Origin of the sequence: Enterococcus gilvus ATCC BAA-350 (assembly GCF_000407545.1) — a bacterium.
GTDB lineage: Bacteria > Bacillota > Bacilli > Lactobacillales > Enterococcaceae > Enterococcus_A > Enterococcus_A gilvus.
In genome coordinates this window covers 2,130,055-2,148,655 of record NZ_ASWH01000001.1, presented here as the reverse complement: position 1 = coordinate 2,148,655, position 18,601 = coordinate 2,130,055, and the positions used below count along the sequence as shown (strand labels likewise).

Annotated in this window: 14 protein-coding genes; 11 read left to right on the top strand and 3 right to left on the bottom strand. The window is 42.8% G+C overall.

Annotated features, from left to right (window positions below; all coding sequences use genetic code 11):
* Nucleotides 1–14 precede the first annotated feature (14 nt).
* From ftsZ to ileS, 7 genes are all read left to right on the top strand, one after another.
* On the top strand, nucleotides 15–1,253 hold the full coding sequence (gene ftsZ, locus I592_RS10530; RefSeq protein ID WP_010780226.1) for a cell division protein FtsZ: 1,239 nt from the start codon (nucleotides 15–17) through the stop codon (nucleotides 1,251–1,253).
* Between the two features lie 14 nt (nucleotides 1,254–1,267).
* On the top strand, nucleotides 1,268–1,945 hold the full coding sequence (locus I592_RS10525) for a YggS family pyridoxal phosphate-dependent enzyme (RefSeq protein ID WP_010780227.1): 678 nt from the start codon (nucleotides 1,268–1,270) through the stop codon (nucleotides 1,943–1,945).
* A 9-nt stretch (nucleotides 1,946–1,954) separates the two neighbouring features.
* Entirely contained in the window at nucleotides 1,955–2,590 is a 636-nt protein-coding gene (locus I592_RS10520) for a cell division protein SepF (protein ID WP_010780228.1), read from the top strand.
* 13 nt (nucleotides 2,591–2,603) lie between these two features.
* Nucleotides 2,604–2,879, top strand: a complete 276-nt coding sequence (locus I592_RS10515; RefSeq protein WP_010780229.1) for a YggT family protein — start codon at nucleotides 2,604–2,606, stop codon at nucleotides 2,877–2,879.
* Between the two features lie 12 nt (nucleotides 2,880–2,891).
* Complete coding sequence (locus I592_RS10510; protein WP_010780230.1) at nucleotides 2,892–3,674, top strand: YlmH family RNA-binding protein; 783 nt, start codon at nucleotides 2,892–2,894, stop codon at nucleotides 3,672–3,674.
* A 21-nt stretch (nucleotides 3,675–3,695) separates the two neighbouring features.
* Nucleotides 3,696–4,403, top strand: coding sequence for a DivIVA domain-containing protein (locus I592_RS10505; protein ID WP_010780231.1), 708 nt, complete (start codon nucleotides 3,696–3,698; stop codon nucleotides 4,401–4,403).
* 319 nt (nucleotides 4,404–4,722) lie between these two features.
* Nucleotides 4,723–7,509 (top strand): isoleucine--tRNA ligase, encoded by a 2,787-nt coding sequence (gene ileS, locus I592_RS10500; RefSeq protein WP_010780232.1) that lies wholly within the window; start codon nucleotides 4,723–4,725, stop codon nucleotides 7,507–7,509.
* Nucleotides 7,510–7,633: 124 nt separating this feature from the next.
* On the opposite strand, the gene zwf is transcribed toward ileS, so the two are convergent.
* Together zwf and efaR are read right to left on the bottom strand one after the other, a co-directional pair.
* Nucleotides 7,634–9,151 carry a glucose-6-phosphate dehydrogenase gene (gene zwf / locus I592_RS10495; RefSeq protein WP_010780233.1) on the bottom strand — a complete coding sequence of 506 codons (1,518 nt, stop codon included), beginning with the start codon at nucleotides 9,149–9,151 and terminating at the stop codon, nucleotides 7,634–7,636.
* Between the two features lie 76 nt (nucleotides 9,152–9,227).
* Entirely contained in the window at nucleotides 9,228–9,875 is a 648-nt protein-coding gene (gene efaR, locus I592_RS10490) for a transcriptional regulator EfaR (protein ID WP_010780234.1), read from the bottom strand.
* Nucleotides 9,876–10,092: 217 nt separating this feature from the next.
* On the opposite strand from efaR, the gene gltB reads away from it, so the two are divergent.
* Together gltB and I592_RS10480 are read left to right on the top strand one after the other, a co-directional pair.
* Nucleotides 10,093–14,583, top strand: coding sequence for a glutamate synthase large subunit (gene gltB / locus I592_RS10485; RefSeq protein WP_010780235.1), 4,491 nt, complete (start codon nucleotides 10,093–10,095; stop codon nucleotides 14,581–14,583).
* A 1-nt stretch (nucleotide 14,584) separates the two neighbouring features.
* Nucleotides 14,585–16,021, top strand: coding sequence for a glutamate synthase subunit beta (locus tag I592_RS10480; protein WP_010780236.1), 1,437 nt, complete (start codon nucleotides 14,585–14,587; stop codon nucleotides 16,019–16,021).
* A 173-nt stretch (nucleotides 16,022–16,194) separates the two neighbouring features.
* Here the strand turns inward: I592_RS10480 and I592_RS10475 are convergent, their stop codons facing one another.
* A complete protein-coding gene (locus I592_RS10475) occupies nucleotides 16,195–16,554 on the bottom strand; it encodes a DUF4828 domain-containing protein (protein ID WP_010780237.1) in 360 nt (119 codons plus the stop codon).
* A gap of 232 nt (nucleotides 16,555–16,786) precedes the next feature.
* On the opposite strand from I592_RS10475, the gene sfsA reads away from it, so the two are divergent.
* On the top strand, nucleotides 16,787–17,518 hold the full coding sequence (gene sfsA / locus I592_RS10470; protein WP_010780238.1) for a DNA/RNA nuclease SfsA: 732 nt from the start codon (nucleotides 16,787–16,789) through the stop codon (nucleotides 17,516–17,518).
* 76 nt (nucleotides 17,519–17,594) lie between these two features.
* Nucleotides 17,595–18,596: a Gfo/Idh/MocA family protein gene (locus I592_RS10465; protein ID WP_010780239.1), complete on the top strand. Its 1,002-nt coding sequence runs from the start codon at nucleotides 17,595–17,597 to the stop codon at nucleotides 18,594–18,596.
* Nucleotides 18,597–18,601: the final 5 nt, after the last annotated feature.

Sequence of the window (18,601 nt, the reverse complement as noted above, 5' to 3'; positions counted from 1 at the left end):
GAGGAATAGAAAACATGGAATTCTCAATAGATAACAATATTAACGAAGGTGCAGTTATTAAAGTTATCGGTGTTGGCGGAGGCGGCGGAAACGCCATTAACCGTATGATCGAAGAAAACGTCAAAGGCGTTGAATTCATCGCATCAAACACTGATGTACAAGCCCTTAAAAATTCAAAAGCAGAAACAGTGATTCAATTAGGCCCTAAATATACTCGTGGGTTAGGTGCTGGATCGCAACCTGAAGTTGGCCAAAAGTCAGCAGAAGAAAGCGAACAAGCAATTAGTGATGCACTTGAAGGTGCAGATATGGTCTTTATCACTGCCGGAATGGGCGGCGGTACTGGTACTGGAGCTGCTCCGATCGTTGCGAAAATCGCAAAAGATCTTGGTGCTTTGACAGTCGGTGTCGTAACGCGTCCATTTAGCTTTGAAGGACCAAAACGTGGACGTTTCGCGGCAGAAGGTATTTCATTACTGAAGGAAAATGTAGATACCTTATTAATTATCTCAAACAACCGTTTGCTTGAAGTTGTTGACAAGAAGACGCCAATGCTTGAAGCATTCCGCGAAGCGGATAATGTGCTACGCCAAGGGGTTCAAGGTATTTCTGACTTGATTACAGCTCCTGGATATGTAAACTTGGACTTTGCCGATGTGAAAACTGTGATGGCAAATCAAGGAACTGCATTGATGGGTATCGGTGTTGCCAGCGGTGAAGATCGCGTAGTCGAAGCAACGAAGAAGGCAATCTCTTCTCCATTATTAGAAACTTCAATCGATGGTGCGGAACAAGTATTATTGAACATTACAGGCGGTTTAGACATGACATTATTCGAAGCACAAGATGCTTCTGACATTGTTGCAAATGCAGCAACCGGTGATGTAAACATTATTTTAGGTACATCGATCAGCGAAGAATTAGGCGATGAAATTCGCGTTACAGTAATTGCGACAGGAATTGATCCAACAAAAAAGGAGCGTAAGGCTACTCGTAACACACAACGTGCTAGCCAAATCCAATCAGTTCCTCAAAAACAAAATTTAGATATTGAACCTTCAAGAAACAATGAAGGTCAGTCGGCTTTCGGAGAATGGGACATTCGCAAAGAAGAAAACATCCGCCCAAAAGTTGAAGAAACACAATTTGAGAATATCGAAAAGAAAGAATTTGAAACGTTCAACCGTGAAGAAGTTAAACCTGAAAAAGACGAAGAACTAGACACACCACCATTCTTTCGCCGTAGAAAATAAGAGGGGGAGAGCACATGATCGCTGAAAACTTGCATAGAATCGAGCAAGAGATTCAGGAGTCGTGTGCTCTTGTTTCACGTAACTTGCAGGATATTACGATGGTTGCGGTGACCAAGAGTGTCGACTCCATAGCAGCAAAAGAACTCGTTGAATTGGGCGTGACAGATTTAGCTGAAAATAGAGTAGACAAATTACTTGAAAAAAAGCAAAGTTTTTCACACGATCAACAGATAAAATGGCATCTTATTGGTAATTTACAGCGTCGCAAGGTAAAATTGATTATAAATGAAATTGATTACTTTCATGCGTTGGATAGTTTACGCTTGGCACAAGAAATTCAAAAGCGTGCAGAGCATCCGATTCATTGTTTTATTGAGGTGAATGTTTCTGGAGAAGAATCGAAGCACGGGCTCAAACCTGAAGAGCTTCATTCTTTTGTTGAAGAATTGGAAAAATTAGACAAGGTCTATGTAGTCGGATTAATGACCATGGCTCCTTATGACGCAAGTCAACAGGAGGTCCGCACTATTTTTTCTACCTTGAAACAGCTTCAAGTGAGTGTGAAAGAAAAAAACTTGCAGTACGCACCATGTACAGAATTGAGCATGGGAATGAGCCAAGACTTCAAAACGGCAATTGAAGAAGGTGCCACTTTTGTTCGAATCGGAACGGCACTATTTAGGAAAGGTTAGGTAAAGTTAATGGGAATTAGTCTAGCAAAGATCACTGATTTTTTTGGTTTAGCGGATGATGATATGTACGAAGAAGCAGCACCTGCACCAAAGAAGCAGGTTAGCCGCCCACAACAACAAAGCGCGCCTAAAAAAGAACGCGTCAGAGCGCCACGTTCTACATATCAAAAGCAAGAGATTGAACGTCCAAAAGAAAGAGTTCAAACGAAGGCTCAGCCAGTTGCTGAACCTCAGACAAATCGTAGAGCTGAAGCTGTAATGAAAAAAGCTGAAAGCGCACCAAAGAAAAACGAAAAAGTCGTATCGATGCCAAACAATAACAGTCGGGCACAACGACTTGCACCAAAAATTGAACAAAAAAGTAAAAATCGTATTTCAGTAGTTGAACCAAGAGCCTATAACGAGGCGATGACTATTGCGAAGCGAGTTGGGCAAGGTGAAGTTGTCTTGATTAACTTCCAGTCCTTAGATGAAATGAAGGCACGTCGCGTCGTTGATTTTCTGACGGGTGCTGTTTTCATGATTGATGGTGATATCAAACGTGTCGGCAATGAAATGTTTTTATGTACACCGACTAGCGTTGAAATTACCAATACTGCTTTGAGTTCAATGGTTGATGATGACATTTATGGTTTAGAAATGTAAAGGAGCCGCTTATTTGGAATTGATTATTACACTTTTTAATATTTTAACTCGACTAGTTTATCTTTATACGACAATCTTGATTGTCTACGCATTGATGTCATGGTTCCCTGGAGCCTATCAATCTAGATTTGGACAACTTTTGAGTCGAATTTGTGAGCCGTTTCTTGATTTGTTTCGCCGATTGCCATTGCAATTTGGTGGAATCGATTTTTCAGTGATGGCAGCGATTTTTGCATTAAATTTTGCGATGAGGATTTTACAAAGAATTCTGATTAATCTGATGTTCTAAGGGGGTGGCGAAATGAATGCGAATGTCTATCAACACTTTAGACCTGAAGAGCATCCATTTGTTGAAAGTGTTGGCGATTGGTTAGAACAAGTCGAAAGCCAATATGCGCCTTACTTAACGAATTTTTTAGACCCTCGACAAGTATATATCTTAGAAACCTTGATTCGCGAAAACAGTGAATTGAAATTTTCTTTTTATGGCGGTTATGAAGATGCTGAGCGTTGTCGCTGCATGATTTATCCTGAGTATTATGAACCGCAGATCGATGATTTTGAACTTGTAATGATCGAGATCAATTATCCTAAGAAGTTTACAGAGCTTTCTCATGGGAAGATTTTAGGAACATTGATGAATGCAGGGATCAAGCGGGATTATTTTGGCGATATTATTTCTGATGGTGATCGCTGGCAAATCTTTTTAGCGAAGGACTCAGCGAGCTATATCGTTAGTCAGGTAACGAAGATCGGTCGTGTATCTGTTCATTTAGAGGAACGACCTTATACGGAGATTATCATACCGAAAGACAGTTGGGCTGAAGAAACGACGACAGCGACTTCGATGCGTTTAGATGCAATTATTTCTACTGTTTACAATATTTCTCGTCAACGGTCGAAGCAATTGGTTGAAGCCGGAAAAGTAAAAGTAAACTGGTCAGTCAATGAACGTCCAGATTATTTACTTGATTTACTAGATGTCGTTTCGGTTCGTGGATTTGGCCGGATTCAGATCCAAGGATTAGAAGGAAAAACAAAGAAAGAAAAATTCCGTTTGCGCTTAGGCGTTTTACGAAAATAAATTTATGAGGTGAACAATAATATGGCATTAACTCCATTAGATATTCAAAACAAAAGTTTCTCCACCAAAATGCGTGGGTATAATCAAGATGAAGTCGATGATTTCTTAGATATGATCGTTCGCGATTATGAAGACAGCATCGCAAAAAATCGTGAATTAGAAAAAGCACTAAAACATTCTGAAGAAAAATTAGAATACTTCAATGAATTGAAGGAAGCGTTGAACCAATCAATCGTTGTGGCACAAGATACAGCGGACAAAGTAAAATCTTCTGCAAGCAAAGAATCTGAAGTCATTGTAACTTCTGCGCAAAACCGTGCGGATGAATTAATCTCAAATGCAATGCAAAAAGCCAACTTGTTAACGACAACGGCTGAAGATAAAGCAAAAGAAATCTTAACGGACGCAACCTCTAAAGCGCGTCAATTGGCTGCTGAAACAAATGATTTGAAGAAGAAGACGCGTGTCTTCCATCAACAATTGTTGTTATTATTGGAAACACAAATTGATCAAGCGCGCAGCGGGGACTGGGAAGAAGTATTGAAGCCAATGTCTTCTTATGTCGGTGACGGTCATGAAGTTTTGAGAGAAGTTTTGGCGAATGAACTTGACAGTGATACGATTGATGCAGTAGACTCAAATGAACCAATAATTACCGATGTTCCTCAGGACGAGGACATGGGATTAACGATTGATATTCCTGAATTAATTAAATCAGACGAAGAATAAACAATCTAGAACAGAAAAGCTGATTAGATTCTTTTAGCGAGCCGATGATAGTGAAAGTTCGGCAGACCCTCTAATTGGAAAGATCCTCTAGAGCATTTGATTGTGAAGCTTAGTAGCAGTCGACGCGTCATTGCGTTACCGATGATCAGAGGAAACTTCTAGGTTTCAAATTTGGGTGGTACCACGACAAGCTCGTCCCTTTGCGGATGCGCTTGTTTTTTTGTGTTTTACAGCTTCGAAACTTAGGAGGCTGTATTGTAAGAACTGAGTAAACTGCTTTTTAGGCAGAAACACTATATTTTTAAGGAGACGATGGATTGTGAAGACAAAAGAAACTCTTCAACTTGGAAAAACCGGTTTTCCTATGCGGGGGAACTTGCCAAACCGTGAAGGTCAATGGGAAAAAGAATGGGAAGAAAATGGCATTTATGAAAAACGACAAAAATTGAATGAAGGCAAACCAACATTTGTTTTGCATGATGGTCCTCCCTATGCAAACGGGAATATTCATATTGGTCACGCGTTAAATAAAATCAGTAAGGACATTATTGTGCGCTCAAAATCAATGTCAGGATTTCGTGCACCGTATGTTCCCGGCTGGGATACTCATGGCCTGCCGATTGAACAAGTTCTTGCGAATAAAGGAATTAAACGTAAAGAAATGTCCATGGCCGAATACCGTAAAAAATGTGAAGAGTATGCGTTGTCTCAAGTGGACAAACAGCGCGAGGATTTCAAACGTTTAGGAATTGCTGGTGAATGGGACCATCCTTACGTTACCTTGACACCTGATTATGAAGCTGCAGAAATTCGTGTGTTTGGTAAGATGGCTGAAAAAGGCTACATTTATAAAGGCTTGAAGCCTATTTACTGGTCACCATCAAGTGAATCCTCTTTGGCTGAGGCAGAGGTTGAATATAAGGACGTGAAATCTCCTTCAATTTTTGTGGCCTTCAAAGTGAAAGATGGCAAAGGAATCTTAGATGCAGATACGTCCTTCATTATCTGGACAACTACACCTTGGACCTTGCCGGCAAACCAAGGGATCTCTGTAAATCCTGCCTACACATATGTTGTTGTAGAAGAAGCAGGGAAAAAGTATGTCGTTGCGAAGGACTTATTGAGTAAAGTTGCTGAGGAATTGGATTGGCTTGATCCGAAGGTTGTCAAAGAAGTTGCTGGGAAAGACCTAGAATATATGACTGCACAGCACCCATTTTATGACAGAGAATCATTGGTTATTTTAGGGGACCATGTCACCTTGGATGCTGGTACTGGTCTGGTTCATACGTCTCCTGGTCACGGGGAAGATGACTACTTTGCTTGGAAAAAATATCGGAATGACATTATTTCTCCAGTGGATAATCGCGGAGTGATGACGGCGGATGCACCTGGTTTTGAAGGTGTTTTCTACGACAAAGTGAACCCGATGGTCACAGAATTATTAGAAAAAAATGGGGCATTGTTGAAGTTAGAATTCTTTACCCACAGCTATCCTCATGACTGGCGGACTAAGAAGCCAATTATTTACCGTGCAACACCACAATGGTTCGCTTCAATTGATAAATTCCGTCAAGATATTTTAGATGAAATTGAGAAAGTGGACTGGATCATTCCTTGGGGCAAAACGCGTTTGTACAACATGATCCGTGACCGCGGCGATTGGGTGATTTCTCGTCAACGGGCGTGGGGCGTTCCATTGCCAATTTTCTATGGAGAAGATGGGGAAGCGATCATTACACCTGAAACGACGGAACATGTGGCGCAGTTGTTTGCGGAGTTTGGCTCTAATGTTTGGTTTGAACGGGAAGCAAAAGATTTATTGCCAGAAGGATTTACCCACCCAAGTTCGCCTAATGGTCTCTTTACGAAAGAAACAGACATCATGGATGTATGGTTTGATTCGGGTTCTTCACATGAGGCCGTTTTACGCCAACGGGACAACTTAACATTCCCTGCGGATATGTACTTGGAAGGATCAGATCAATACCGTGGCTGGTTTAACTCAAGTATCACGACAAGTGTAGCAATCAATGGTGTTGCTCCTTATAAATCAGTTCTTTCTCAAGGGTTTACGTTGGACGGTGAAGGCCGTAAGATGAGTAAATCATTGGGCAACACCATCGTTCCGGACAAAGTCATCAAGCAGATGGGTGCCGATATCTTACGCCTTTGGGTGAGCAGTGTCGATTATGAAGCCGATGTGCGTGTGTCTATGGATATTTTGAACCAAGTGTCAGAAGTGTATCGTAAGATTCGTAACACGATGCGTTTCTTGTTGGCGAATACCACAGACTTTGAGCCTTCAGAACACACCGTTGCTTATGATGAATTGCGTTCCGTGGATAAATACATGCTAGTTCGCTTGAATGATGTGATCAAAACGATTCGTGAAGAAGGGTATGAAAAATATGATTTCACGCAAATCTATAAAACAGTTGTGAACTTCTTGACTGTTGATTTGTCTTCCTTCTATTTAGACTTCGCGAAAGATGTTGTATACATCCAAGCAGAAAACAGCTACGAACGTCGTTGTATGCAGACTGTTTTCTATCAAGCAGCCGTTGCATTGACCAAATTATTGACACCGATCATTCCTTATACAACAGAAGAAATCTGGACGTACTTGAAGGAAGAAGAAGCGTTTGTTCAATTAGCAGAATTGCCTAGCTATGAAGAATATCCTAACCAAGGCGAATTATTGGATACGTGGAAAGCCTTCATGGACTTCCGTGACAAAGTCTTAAAAGCCTTAGAAGAAGCACGAAATGAAAAAGTGATCGGTAAATCGTTAGAAGCGAAAGTAACGATCTATCCAAATGAACAAGTGGCTGCTATGCTGACCGCGTTAGACGCAGACCTTGCTCAACTCTTGATCGTATCACCTGATTCATTCAGTATCTCGAAAGAAGAAGCACCTGAAAATGCTGCGGCGTTTGATGATGTCGCTATCTTGATTGAAAAAGCAGACGGTGAAGTTTGCGATCGCTGCCGCCAAGTTCGTACGACGGTCGGAGAAGATGAAAAGCTGCCAACCTTATGTGCTTCATGTGCGCATATTGTAGAAGAAAACTATCCAGAAGCAGTAGCGGAAGGATTGGAATAGAACGTCTTATAATAGAAGAAACCCGTGTCGAATGGTCGGCGCGGGTTTCTTTTTTTGATTTTTAATGTGCAAGCCATAATGGAACATAAAAAAAAGCTGGGAAGCGTGTCCCAGCTTTTGGTTGTTAATCCAATTTTCCGCGTTCACGGTACCATTGATCAGGCTGCCAAGCCCATTCATGACCGTTCTTGGCTAGAAGATCGAAGGCGCATTGTGGTCCCATGGTTCCAGAAGCGTAGTTCGGGAAGCCTGGAGTGGTTTGATCCCAAGTATTGCGGATACGATCCACGATCTCCCAAGAGTTTGCTACTTCGTCCCAATGAGAGAAGTTTGTACCATCGCCATTTAAAGCATCTAATAATAGTTTTTCATAGGCTTCAGGACTGTTTTCTGTTACTTCAGCGCTTTGACGGAAATCTAATTTTACTGGTTCGGTCGTGAAACCTTGGCCGATTCGTTTTCCGTTTAAAGTAAGCGAGAAGCCTTCTGTAGGTTGAATATAAATGGTTAAGATATTTTGCGGCAATTCTTCTTCACTAGAAACATCTTCTTGTTCAGAGCTAAAGACATTAACAGGAACTTGTTTGAAGACGATATTGATACGTGTCCCTTTTTCAGTCATTCGTTTCCCAGTCCGAATATAGAACGGGACACCTGACCAACGGAAATTATCGATCATAAATTTACCTGCAACAAATGTTTCCATCAAAGAATCTTCAGCGACATTTGGCTCATCGTGGTAAGCAACGAAGTCTTTGCCATCTAACGTCCCTGCGTCATATTGTCCACGAACAAAGTTTTGCAGTACTTCTTCGGGATTGTACCGACGAATGGCTTGTAAAACTTTTACTTTTTCCTCACGGATGGACTTGTTCGAGAAAGAAGTAGGAACTTCCATCGCCAACAGCGCAACAACCTGCAAGATATGATTTTGCACCATATCCTTTAACGCGCCGCTGTGTTCATAGTAACCACCGCGATCTTCTACACCTAGTGCTTCAGAAAAAGTAATTTGAACGTTTTCGATGTAACGGTTGTTCCAAAGGGATTCAAAGATGTTATTTGCAAACCGGATCACGGAAATATTTTGAATCATTTCTTTTCCTAAATAGTGATCGATACGAAAAATGTCTTGCTCTGGGAAAACGTCACGAATCTCATTATTCAGTTCATTCGCAGAATCATAATCAAATCCGAAAGGTTTTTCGATCACTAAACGGTTATAGCCTGTAGTAGTCAAAATTTCTTGAGATTTCAAATGACTCACGATGGTTCCAAAAAATTGAGGTGCCATGGCTAAGTAATATATGCGATTGCCTTGCAAGTCATACTTTTCATCCAATTCATCAGCCAAGTCTTTTAGCTGGTCATAATGTTCAGTGTCATTGACATTGTGTGACAAGTAGTAAAAGTGGTTAGAAAATTCTTGTGCTTCTTCCTCTGTTGGGGCGAGGTCCTGGATCGTCTCACGAACGATCTCACGATAATGATCGTCGCTCCACGGCCGTCTAGCCGTACCGATCACAGCAAAGTGTTTTGTCAGATTGCCTTTTTTATATAGACGAAACAACGACGGATATAATTTCCGTTTTGCTAAATCGCCTGTGCCACCAAAGATGGTGAATAGTGCTGCCTGTTCCATAAGTTTCACTCCTAGCTAATCATAATGAGTTCTTTTCAATCAAAAACGCGTATCTAACATCCCGAAGGATCGTTAATTACAAGGCGTCTACAAAAATCGTTGATGCAGCTTTGTAACTAATTGAAACCTCTTTTTGGTCGTTTTGTAAAGTAATCGGCCCTTCATAGGCAGCAATTTTTGTGATTTCGTATTCTTCATGGATGGCGATGCCAAGATCCATCAAATAGTCGAGCAAGTCTTTTTCGTCTAAAACACGAGCGATCCGAATGGTTGTTCCTTCAGGGTAGCTTGCTAAGGTTTGACGGTCTTTTTCATGAACGGTCTGATCTTGTTGCGGAATCATTCCGCCATGGGGACAAAAAGTTGGATGGTCTAAATAATGATCCAATTTTTGTTCTAATTGTGAGGATGTCACATGCTCTAATACTTCTGCTTCATCATGGACTTCATTCCATGAATAACCTAAATGATCGACTAAGAAGACTTCCCATAAACGATGTTTGCGGACAAGCGTACTCGCCTTTTCCAAACCGAGCGGCGTTAATTGAACGCCTTGATAAGGGGAGTGCTCAACGAGTCCTTCTTTTACTAGTTTATTGATCATCTCGCTGACAGAAGCGCCAGAAATGGACAAACCAGCGACAATTTTTTTATTGCTGACTTTTTCTTTGTCGCCACCTAATTCTAATATTAATTTTAAGTAATCTTCGCGATTTGGTGTCATTGGTGTTCATCCTTTCATAACGAAGCATATCAGATTAAGTTTACCAAATAAATCTTCTTTTTTCCATTTGATTGGACTTTTCTTTTCGGCTTGTTCAGCTAGTGATAACAAAAGTAATTAAAAAAAATTTCTAAGAACACTTGCCTATTTTTTTAAAAAAAGGTAGTATATTAAAAATAAATGAGAATTGTCAAACTATTTAAAGGATTGATGTTGAATGACAAAGCAACAAATGACAGAGGCCCGGACCATGTATGATCCCTCTTTTGAGAAGGATGCATGTGGTATGGGCTTTATTGCTCAAATGAATGGAACAGCTTCGCATCAATTGGTGAAGCATGCATTAACGATGTTGGAACGAATGAATCACCGAGGCGGAACCGGGGCAGAACCTGAAACAGGCGATGGCGCTGGAATCTTGGCGACAATTCCCGACAACTTTTTTCAAAGAGAAGCAAAAGCGGCAGGTGTTGCTTTGCCGGATCGTGGACATTACGCAGTAGGAATGTTCTTTTTGCCAGCGGATGAGAAGCACAAGAGCGGACTGCAACAGGCGCTCGTAAAGGAAATTGAAGCGGCGGGTTATTTGGTCCTTTGGCAGCGGGATGTGCCGTTCCAGTATGAAAACTGTGGACCAGGTGCTCAAAAAGTCATGCCTAGCTTTGTGCAACTGTTCATAAAGCGGCCGCTAGAGGTTGAAACAGCGCGTGAATTTGAAGACCGCCTGTATCGTTTACGTCGCAAATTGGAGAAGACATACCATGCTGGGGAAATGGCGATATGCAGTTTATCCAGCCGAACAATTGTTTACAAGGGCATGCTGCATGCATATCAAGTTGGTATTTTTTATGATGATTTGCAGGATGAAGCCTTTGCCGCAAGTATCGCGGTGGTGCATTCGCGCTTTTCGACCAATACTTTTCCTAGCTGGGACCGCGCGCAGCCTTTTCGATTCTTAGCGCATAATGGGGAGATCAATACCTTAAGAGGATCTGAAAATTGGATGAAGAGTCATGGCATCGAAGTATACAACGAAGAAGATTCCGACTCCGCCAAGCTAGAAAATTGTATGGAATATTTGTACCGAAACGGTCGTGATATTCCTCACGCATTAATGATGATGGTACCAGAAGCCTGGTCAGAAGAAGCGGGCTTGGGCGAAGAGCAGACTGCTTTTCAAGAATACAATGCCAGCTTTATGGCTCCGTGGGATGGTCCTGCGGCGCTGTGCTTTACAGATGGTGAAATGGTCGGCGCTACGTTAGATCGAAACGGGCTGCGTCCTTCTCGATATTCGATCACGAAGGATGGTTTTGTTCAAGTGGCCTCTGAGTCTGGCGTCGTTGATTTTGCGCCTTCGAATGTGATTGAAAAGGGTGTTTTAGGACCGGCGAATATGATTTTGGTTGATACGGTCAACGGAAAGTTTTACCGCAATCAGGAAATCAAAGAAAAATATGCGAAGGCACATGCGTACAAAGAGTGGTTGACTGAAAATCGGATTGAGCTGTCGCAGCTTGCGGAGACGGAACGTAAAGACGCCTCGCTGACTGAAAAAGACCTTCAACGTATGTGGAAATTGAACGGCTATACCGATGAGATCATTCGAGATGAATTGTTGCCGATGGCGGAAAAAGGCGAGGAACCGGTCCTCTCAATGGGCTATGATTCTCCTTTAGCTGTCTTGAGTGACAAGCCGCAATCGCTATTCACGTATTTCAAACAGCAATTTGCCCAGGTCACGAATCCCCCGATCGATGCGATCCGAGAGCAACTTGTGATTGGAACAGAGATGTTCTTGGGAAGAGATGGGGACATTCGTGTGGATGATGCCCATAATTGTCAAAAATTGAAGATTAATAGCCCGGTTCTCAGTACGAGTGATTTTCTGAAAATCGCACAATTAAATACAAAGGAACAAAAGGCAGTAACACTCTCGACGCTTTATCCAATCGACGGACAAAACGCGTTGGAAGACGGGCTGGAATATATGTTCAAGGAGGCCGAGTCTGCTATTGATGCTGGCGGGACGATCCTTATATTGAGTGATCGAGGCTCAGAAAAAGCAAAAATGGCGATGCCGATTTTGTTGGCAGTGTCTGGGCTCCACAATTACTTGGTGCGAAAAGGAAAGGCCTCATTAGCAAGCTTAGTCGTTGATTCTGCTGAGGTCTGTGAAGTTCATCATTTTGCGACTTTGATTGGCTATGGTGCCAGTGGCATACACCCTTATGGAGCCTATGCGACATTGAAGAATTTCGAGATTGAAAATGGTCTGGAAAATTACCGCAAGGCGGCTGAAAAAGGAATCGTGAAGGTGATGTCGCGGATGGGGATCTCAACGATCGCCGGTTATCACGGTGCACAACTCTTTGAAGTAGTGGGGATTAGCGAACCGGTTACTAACAGGTATTTCACTGGAACGGCTAGCCGTATCGGGGGTCTGTCTCTGCATCAAATCGAAGAAGAATATTTACAGCGGCATCGGTTAGCTTATGGACCGAAACAAAATGACCTGTTAGCCTCTGGGGGAAGCTTCCAGTATAAAGCAGATGGGGAACATCATTTGTTCAACCCGAAGACTATTTACAATTTCCAGCAGGCAGTTCGTGCGGGCGATTATCAATTGTTTAAACATTACGTTAGCCAAATGAATCAAGAGGCATTGGATGAACCGACCAATTTACGGGCGTTATGGGAGTTCAAGAAAGAACGACCATCAGTAAAACTCTCTGAGGTCGAGCCTGCGAGTAAGATCGTTAAACGCTTCAAAGTCGGGGCGATGTCTTATGGTTCTTTGAGTGAAGAGGCCCACCAGTGCATTGCAGAGGCGATGAACCGGATCGGTGCCAAATCAAATAGCGGTGAGGGCGGAGAAAATCGCAACCGATTCAAGCCTAAAGCAGACGGCAAGAACTTCAATAGCAAAATCAAGCAAGTGGCTTCTGGACGTTTCGGTGTAAATGCGGAATATTTAATGAGTGCCGAAGAATTACAAATCAAAATGGCGCAGGGTGCTAAACCGGGTGAAGGTGGGCAATTGCCAGGAAACAAGGTCTTTCCTTGGGTCGCTGAGATTCGTGGCTCCACACCTGGGGTCCGCTTGATTTCACCACCGCCGCATCATGATATTTATTCGATTGAGGATTTGGCGCAGTTGATCTACGACTTAAAAGCGATCAATCCCTATGCGAAAATCAATGTGAAGTTGGTGTCAAGTACGGGTGTTGGAACGATCGCGACAGGCGTTGTGAAAGCTGGAGCTGACGTGGTCGTTATCTCGGGATACGATGGCGGAACTGGCGCGTCTCCACGAAATTCAATTCGGGATGCTGGATTGCCGTGGGAGATGGGTGTGGCCGAAGCGCATCAAACACTGGCGATGAATAACTTGCGTCAACGGATGACGTTAGAAACAGATGGGAAATTAATGACGGGCCGTGACGTGGCGATGGCGATTTTACTGGGTGCGGAGGAATATAGTTTTGCTTCCCTTGCTTTAGTAGCGATCGGTTGTGTCATGATGCGTGTATGTAGTTTGAACACTTGTCCGGTAGGCGTAGCCACGCAAAATCCAGCTTTACGAAAATTTTTCGTGGGCAAACCGGAGCATCTGATTCATATGATGTATTTTATAGCAGAAGATTTGCGGGAAATCATGGCTGATTTAGGCTTTAGAAGCATTGATGAAATGATCGGCCATACAGAAGTGCTGGAACCGCGCTTTATTGCAAAAGGCAAAGCAAAATCTTTGGATTTCTCACGTATTTTATCTACCAGTATTGGGATCGAACGGAAAACAGAAGATCCATTTAAGGAAAAGAGAGAATGGCCTGAGTTGGATCACTTCGCTGAAGGTGCCATCAAAAATGGAGAACAAGTCAGCATCAGCCATCCAATCAACAATGTGAATCGGACTGTCGGCGCACGAATGGGCGGCTGGATCGCAGAGCGCTTTGGAAACTATGAATTGACGCCAGGTCAGATCAAGTACACCTACACGGGAATCGCCGGACAAAGTTTTGGTTCCTTTATTACTCAAGGGATGGAATTGAAGCTGATTGGTGAAGGCAATGACTATGTGGCTAAAGGATTGAGTGGCGGTCGAGTGATTATTGTACCGCCAAAGGATGCTGCATACGATGTGGAACAATCGCCAATCGTCGGAAACGTGGTATGCTTCGGTGCGAATCGAGGAGAAGGCTATTTTCGTGGTAAAGCCGGCGAACGTTTTTGTGTTCGAAACAGCGGCGCAAATGTCGTCGTTGAAGGCGTCGGGGATCATGGGTGTGAATACATGACTGGCGGTGTAGCTGTTATCTTAGGTGAAACAGGGCGGAATTTTGCTGCGGGAATGTCTGGCGGGGTGGCCTATGTTTATGATCCGAAGGGCACATTTGCTGATAAGTGCAACTTAGAGATGGTCGATCTTTTCAAGTTGGGCGAAACAGGAGACGATGCTGTCTTGAAGGAAATGATCGAGAAGCATCTTACGTATACAGATTCATTAAAAGCGGCTGAATTGTTAAATAATTGGGCGTCGGCTCAACAACATTTTGTCAAAGTTTATCCAAGAGAATACCACGAAATGGTTCGTGTGACCGAAGAATTGGCAAAGACTGGTCTATCAGGCGAAGCGCTGATCGAGAAGGCCTTTGTCGAAGTCATCGGAGAGCAAACGGTACCGGCTGGAAAGGGGCGTGGCTAACATGGCAGATCCATTTGGCTTTTTAAAATATCCACGGAAGGACAATCCTTATCGGCCAGTTGAAGAGCGGGTTCAAGATTGGGAAGAATTGCAAACACCGCTCTCTACAGAAGAACGACAAGAGCAAGCGGCGCGCTGTATGAACTGCGGGATTCCTTTTTGCCATACAGGTATTTTCTATGGCGGCAAGCGCGCAGTCTCAGGCTGTCCCAATGACAATCTGATCCCTGAGTGGAACGATTTTGTGTTTCGTGGTGATTTCAAGAGTGCCTTTGATCGGTTAGCGAAAACCAATCCACTTCCAGAAATGACTGGACGGGTATGTCCTGCGCCTTGTGAAAAGTCTTGTACAGAGGGATTGAACGGTTCGGGTGTTGCGATCCATGATAATGAACGCTTTATCATTGACCATGCCTTTGAACAGGATTGGGTAAAAAACGACGGGCTTCCCATCGAACGGACCGATTTTAAAGTCGCAGTCATCGGTTCTGGACCAGCGGGCCTTTCTGCTGCATGGCGGTTAAATCAACTGGGGCACCAAGTAACGGTGTACGAACGCAGCGATCGTGCGGGCGGCTTGTTAATGTACGGGATTCCAAATATGAAGCTGGATAAGGAAATCGTTCAGCGACGTATTGATGTGATGGAAGAAGTAGGGATCTCATTTGTATTAAATACCGAAGTGGGAACGGATATTTCCGCAGAGGATTTGCAGGAGAGGTATGATCGTGTCATTATCGCCAGCGGGGCAAGTGTTCCTCGCGATTTGAAAATTAAGGGACGCGAGCTACATGGCATCCGATTCGCGGTGGATTATCTGACGGATTGTACAAAAGATGTGTTGCAGCATGGTAAAAAAGTGGTCGATCAAAAATTAGCTGGAAAGCATGTGATCGTCGTCGGTGGTGGCGATACAGGGAACGACTGTATCGGCTCAGCTATACGCCAAGGTGCGGCTTCAGTCAAGCAATTGGAGATTACGCCGCAATTGCCGGCAGCTCGTACTGTGAACAATCCGTGGCCGGAGTATTCAATGATCACTCGTGAAGGCTATGGGCAGGAAGAAGGTGCCGTGAACAATGCAGAATTAACTGCATATACGACGTCAACAACCAGCTTCATCGGCGCTGAGAGAGGGCAAGTGATTGCCATCGAGACGACTCAAGTAGACAATCAATTCCAACCTATTCCAGGAACTGAAAAAACATTGAAGGCAGATTTAGTATTACTGGCAATGGGATTCACTGGGGCAGAGAAAAATCTATTGGATGCTTTTGATGTTGAGGAAATCTATGAGGACTATGCAACGAACAATGAAAAAGTATACGTAGCTGGTGATGCCCGGCGTGGACCAAGCTTGGTTATCTGGGGAATTCGTGAAGGACGGAAAGCCGCAGAGCAGGTCGATCAAATGCTGCGGTCGTTGATTCAACAATAAAAAAATCAGATTGCCATCAAGAAATTTGACTGGCGATCTGATTTTTTTGTGAATCAAAGGGAAATCCTGTTCTAAAAAAATGAAGGCCCCTTCACGATTCAAATTGACAGTGAAGGGGCCTTTATTTTTTTCAAGTTTAAAGAATAATACGAAAAAACAGTACAAGTGCATAGCTATTGGTTTTTTACAGGAACGATTGGAAAGGAGACATCGTCCAGTTCATCATAGAGGGTGTCAGGCATCCCGTTTTTAGTTTTGATCAATAAGTGATAGCCATACTGATCTTGGATAGCTAATTTTTGTTCACTTAATTCAATCAACTGGTAGATGATGGCGGTACCATCTAAAATAATCGATAAATCAGGGTAAATCGTAATCGTGTGGTGTTTGTGCTCTTTTGGATGAGTGAACTCCCAAGAACCAACGTACACACTATTCAAATCTTTCGTTTCCCGTTTGCGCACGAATTTAGAGCTCACTGCTGCTACACCGAGTGAGGTCGCACTAAGGAAGACGGGCCATTTCAATCTCATCAAAAAGCTCCTTTCACAAGTTTACGAAGTTAAATTAAAAAATAAAAAGTGTATTTCGGCAAATCACATTTTAAGCTGCTTCTTTTTGAAGGCTGTAAACACTGCAAAAGTGAAGAATAAACTTAAAGTGAACGCCATTCACACATGCTTTGTTATACTATATAATAAAGTCTGTCATCTTTCCATCCGGCTTAAGGACTATTTAACTTTTTTGAGAAGGATTTTGATAAAAATGAAGTATTCTGCGATTCACTTAGCAACTTTTATTGAAAGAAGCAACCGATTCATTGCTCGCTGTCGTTTGGTGGAGACAGGAGAAGAAATAATTACCCATGTGAAAAATACAGGTCGCAGCAAAGAGCTGCTGCTGGCGGATACGTTAGTGGCTGTGAATCATCAACCCTCAGAAAAACGAAAAACAGCGTATGATTTAATTGCTGTAAAAAAAGGAGAAATGTGGGTCAATATTGATTCACAAATCCCGAATGCATTAGCTGCTGAAGGAATCCTCACCGGAAAAATCAATCTGCCGGGCTTAAAGGGAGCCATTACGTTGTTAAAGCGAGAGTATACCTTTGAACATTCGAAATTCGATATTTACTTTGAAACGGATATGTATGAAAAAGGATTCGTGGAAGTAAAGGGAATGACTTTGGAAAACCACGGGATAGGTGCGTTTCCAGATGCTCCCACCCTTAGAGGGTTAAAGCATGTGGAAGAGCTGCGCGTGGCTCAGAAAATGGCGTATCAATGTTATGTATTGTTTGTCGTACAATTTCCCACGATTGAAACGGCTACGATCCATCGTGAGATGCAAACGGCGCTCTATCTTGCTGTTGAAAAGGCCCAGGCAGACGGCGTGCAGATTTTAGCGTATAATTGTGAGGTAGATCAGGCGCATATTTCAATCAAAGAGTCTGTTCCTTTTGTGTTGGATCAACCATTTATTGATCCTAATTTATGAAGTGTACCATAGAGAACTTGATACAATAAGCGGGCTTTTTTAATACACACCCTGAAATGAAAGAGGAGGAAGATTCATGATTAATTTAGGCATTATTGGAACAAATTGGATCACTGATCAATTTGTACAAGGGGCACTTGAGACGGGGGATTATCAATTAACCGCTGTTTATTCGCGAAAATTAGAGACCGCTCAAAAATTTGGTGAAAAATATGGCGACGTTGAATATGCGACGGACCTTAAAACATTTTTCGGAATTGCCCATATGTCGACGGTGTACATTGCTTCACCAAACAGTTTGCATTTCGAACAAGCCAAACAGGCTATCTTGGCAGGAAAAAATGTAATTGTTGAAAAGCCAGCGTTTTCTACACCTGATGAAATGGATGAGATTATCGAGCTGGCGAATCAAAAGAGTGTTTTTTTCTTTGAAGCTGCTCGTAATATTCATGAAAAAGCGTTTAAAACGGTCTCTGATTTTCTCCCATTAAAAGACCATGTCATCGGAGCGGATTTTAGTTTCATGAAATACTCCTCGCGATACGACCAGGTATTGGATGGAGAGGAACCAAATATTTTTTCACCCCATTTTTCAGGGGGAGCCTTGGCCGATCTAGGTGTCTATCCAATTTACGCAGCGTTGGCCTGGTTTGGTATGCCGCAGGACAGCTTTTACTTTGGTCAAAAAATTTCTACTGGAGTAGATGGAATGGGCACAGGTATCTTACGCTATGACCATTTTGATGTCACGATTCGAACGGGTAAAATCGGAGACAGCTTCCAACAATCTGAGATTTATTTAACGAATGGGACATTGGTTTTAAATGCTGTCAATTCGATTGATGAAGCGGTCTTTCATGATCGTGGGCATCAGCGAAGAGAAAAATTAACGGTCCATCAACTGGAAAATCCAATGGTGGAAGAAGCGAAAGAATTTGCCCAAGTAATCATGAACCCGACGGATCGTAAGCTAGGGACCGATTATGAAGCGTGGGTGGAATTGTCTCGTAATGTGAACCAAGTGATTTATGATATGCGAAAAAGTGCGGGCATCGTATTTGATGCCGACGAGAAATAGAGGAA

Coding starts and splice junctions, on each gene's coding strand:
- ftsZ (WP_010780226.1), top strand. CDS start 15: ATGGAATTCTCAATAGATAACAATATTAACGAAGGTGCAGTTATTAAA.
- I592_RS10525 (WP_010780227.1), top strand. CDS start 1,268: ATGATCGCTGAAAACTTGCATAGAATCGAGCAAGAGATTCAGGAGTCG.
- I592_RS10520 (WP_010780228.1), top strand. CDS start 1,955: ATGGGAATTAGTCTAGCAAAGATCACTGATTTTTTTGGTTTAGCGGAT.
- I592_RS10510 (WP_010780230.1), top strand. CDS start 2,892: ATGAATGCGAATGTCTATCAACACTTTAGACCTGAAGAGCATCCATTT.
- I592_RS10505 (WP_010780231.1), top strand. CDS start 3,696: ATGGCATTAACTCCATTAGATATTCAAAACAAAAGTTTCTCCACCAAA.
- zwf (WP_010780233.1), bottom strand. CDS start 9,151: ATGGAACAGGCAGCACTATTCACCATCTTTGGTGGCACAGGCGATTTA.
- efaR (WP_010780234.1), bottom strand. CDS start 9,875: ATGACACCAAATCGCGAAGATTACTTAAAATTAATATTAGAATTAGGT.
- gltB (WP_010780235.1), top strand. CDS start 10,093: ATGACAAAGCAACAAATGACAGAGGCCCGGACCATGTATGATCCCTCT.
- I592_RS10480 (WP_010780236.1), top strand. CDS start 14,585: ATGGCAGATCCATTTGGCTTTTTAAAATATCCACGGAAGGACAATCCT.
- I592_RS10475 (WP_010780237.1), bottom strand. CDS start 16,554: ATGAGATTGAAATGGCCCGTCTTCCTTAGTGCGACCTCACTCGGTGTA.
- sfsA (WP_010780238.1), top strand. CDS start 16,787: ATGAAGTATTCTGCGATTCACTTAGCAACTTTTATTGAAAGAAGCAAC.
- I592_RS10465 (WP_010780239.1), top strand. CDS start 17,595: ATGATTAATTTAGGCATTATTGGAACAAATTGGATCACTGATCAATTT.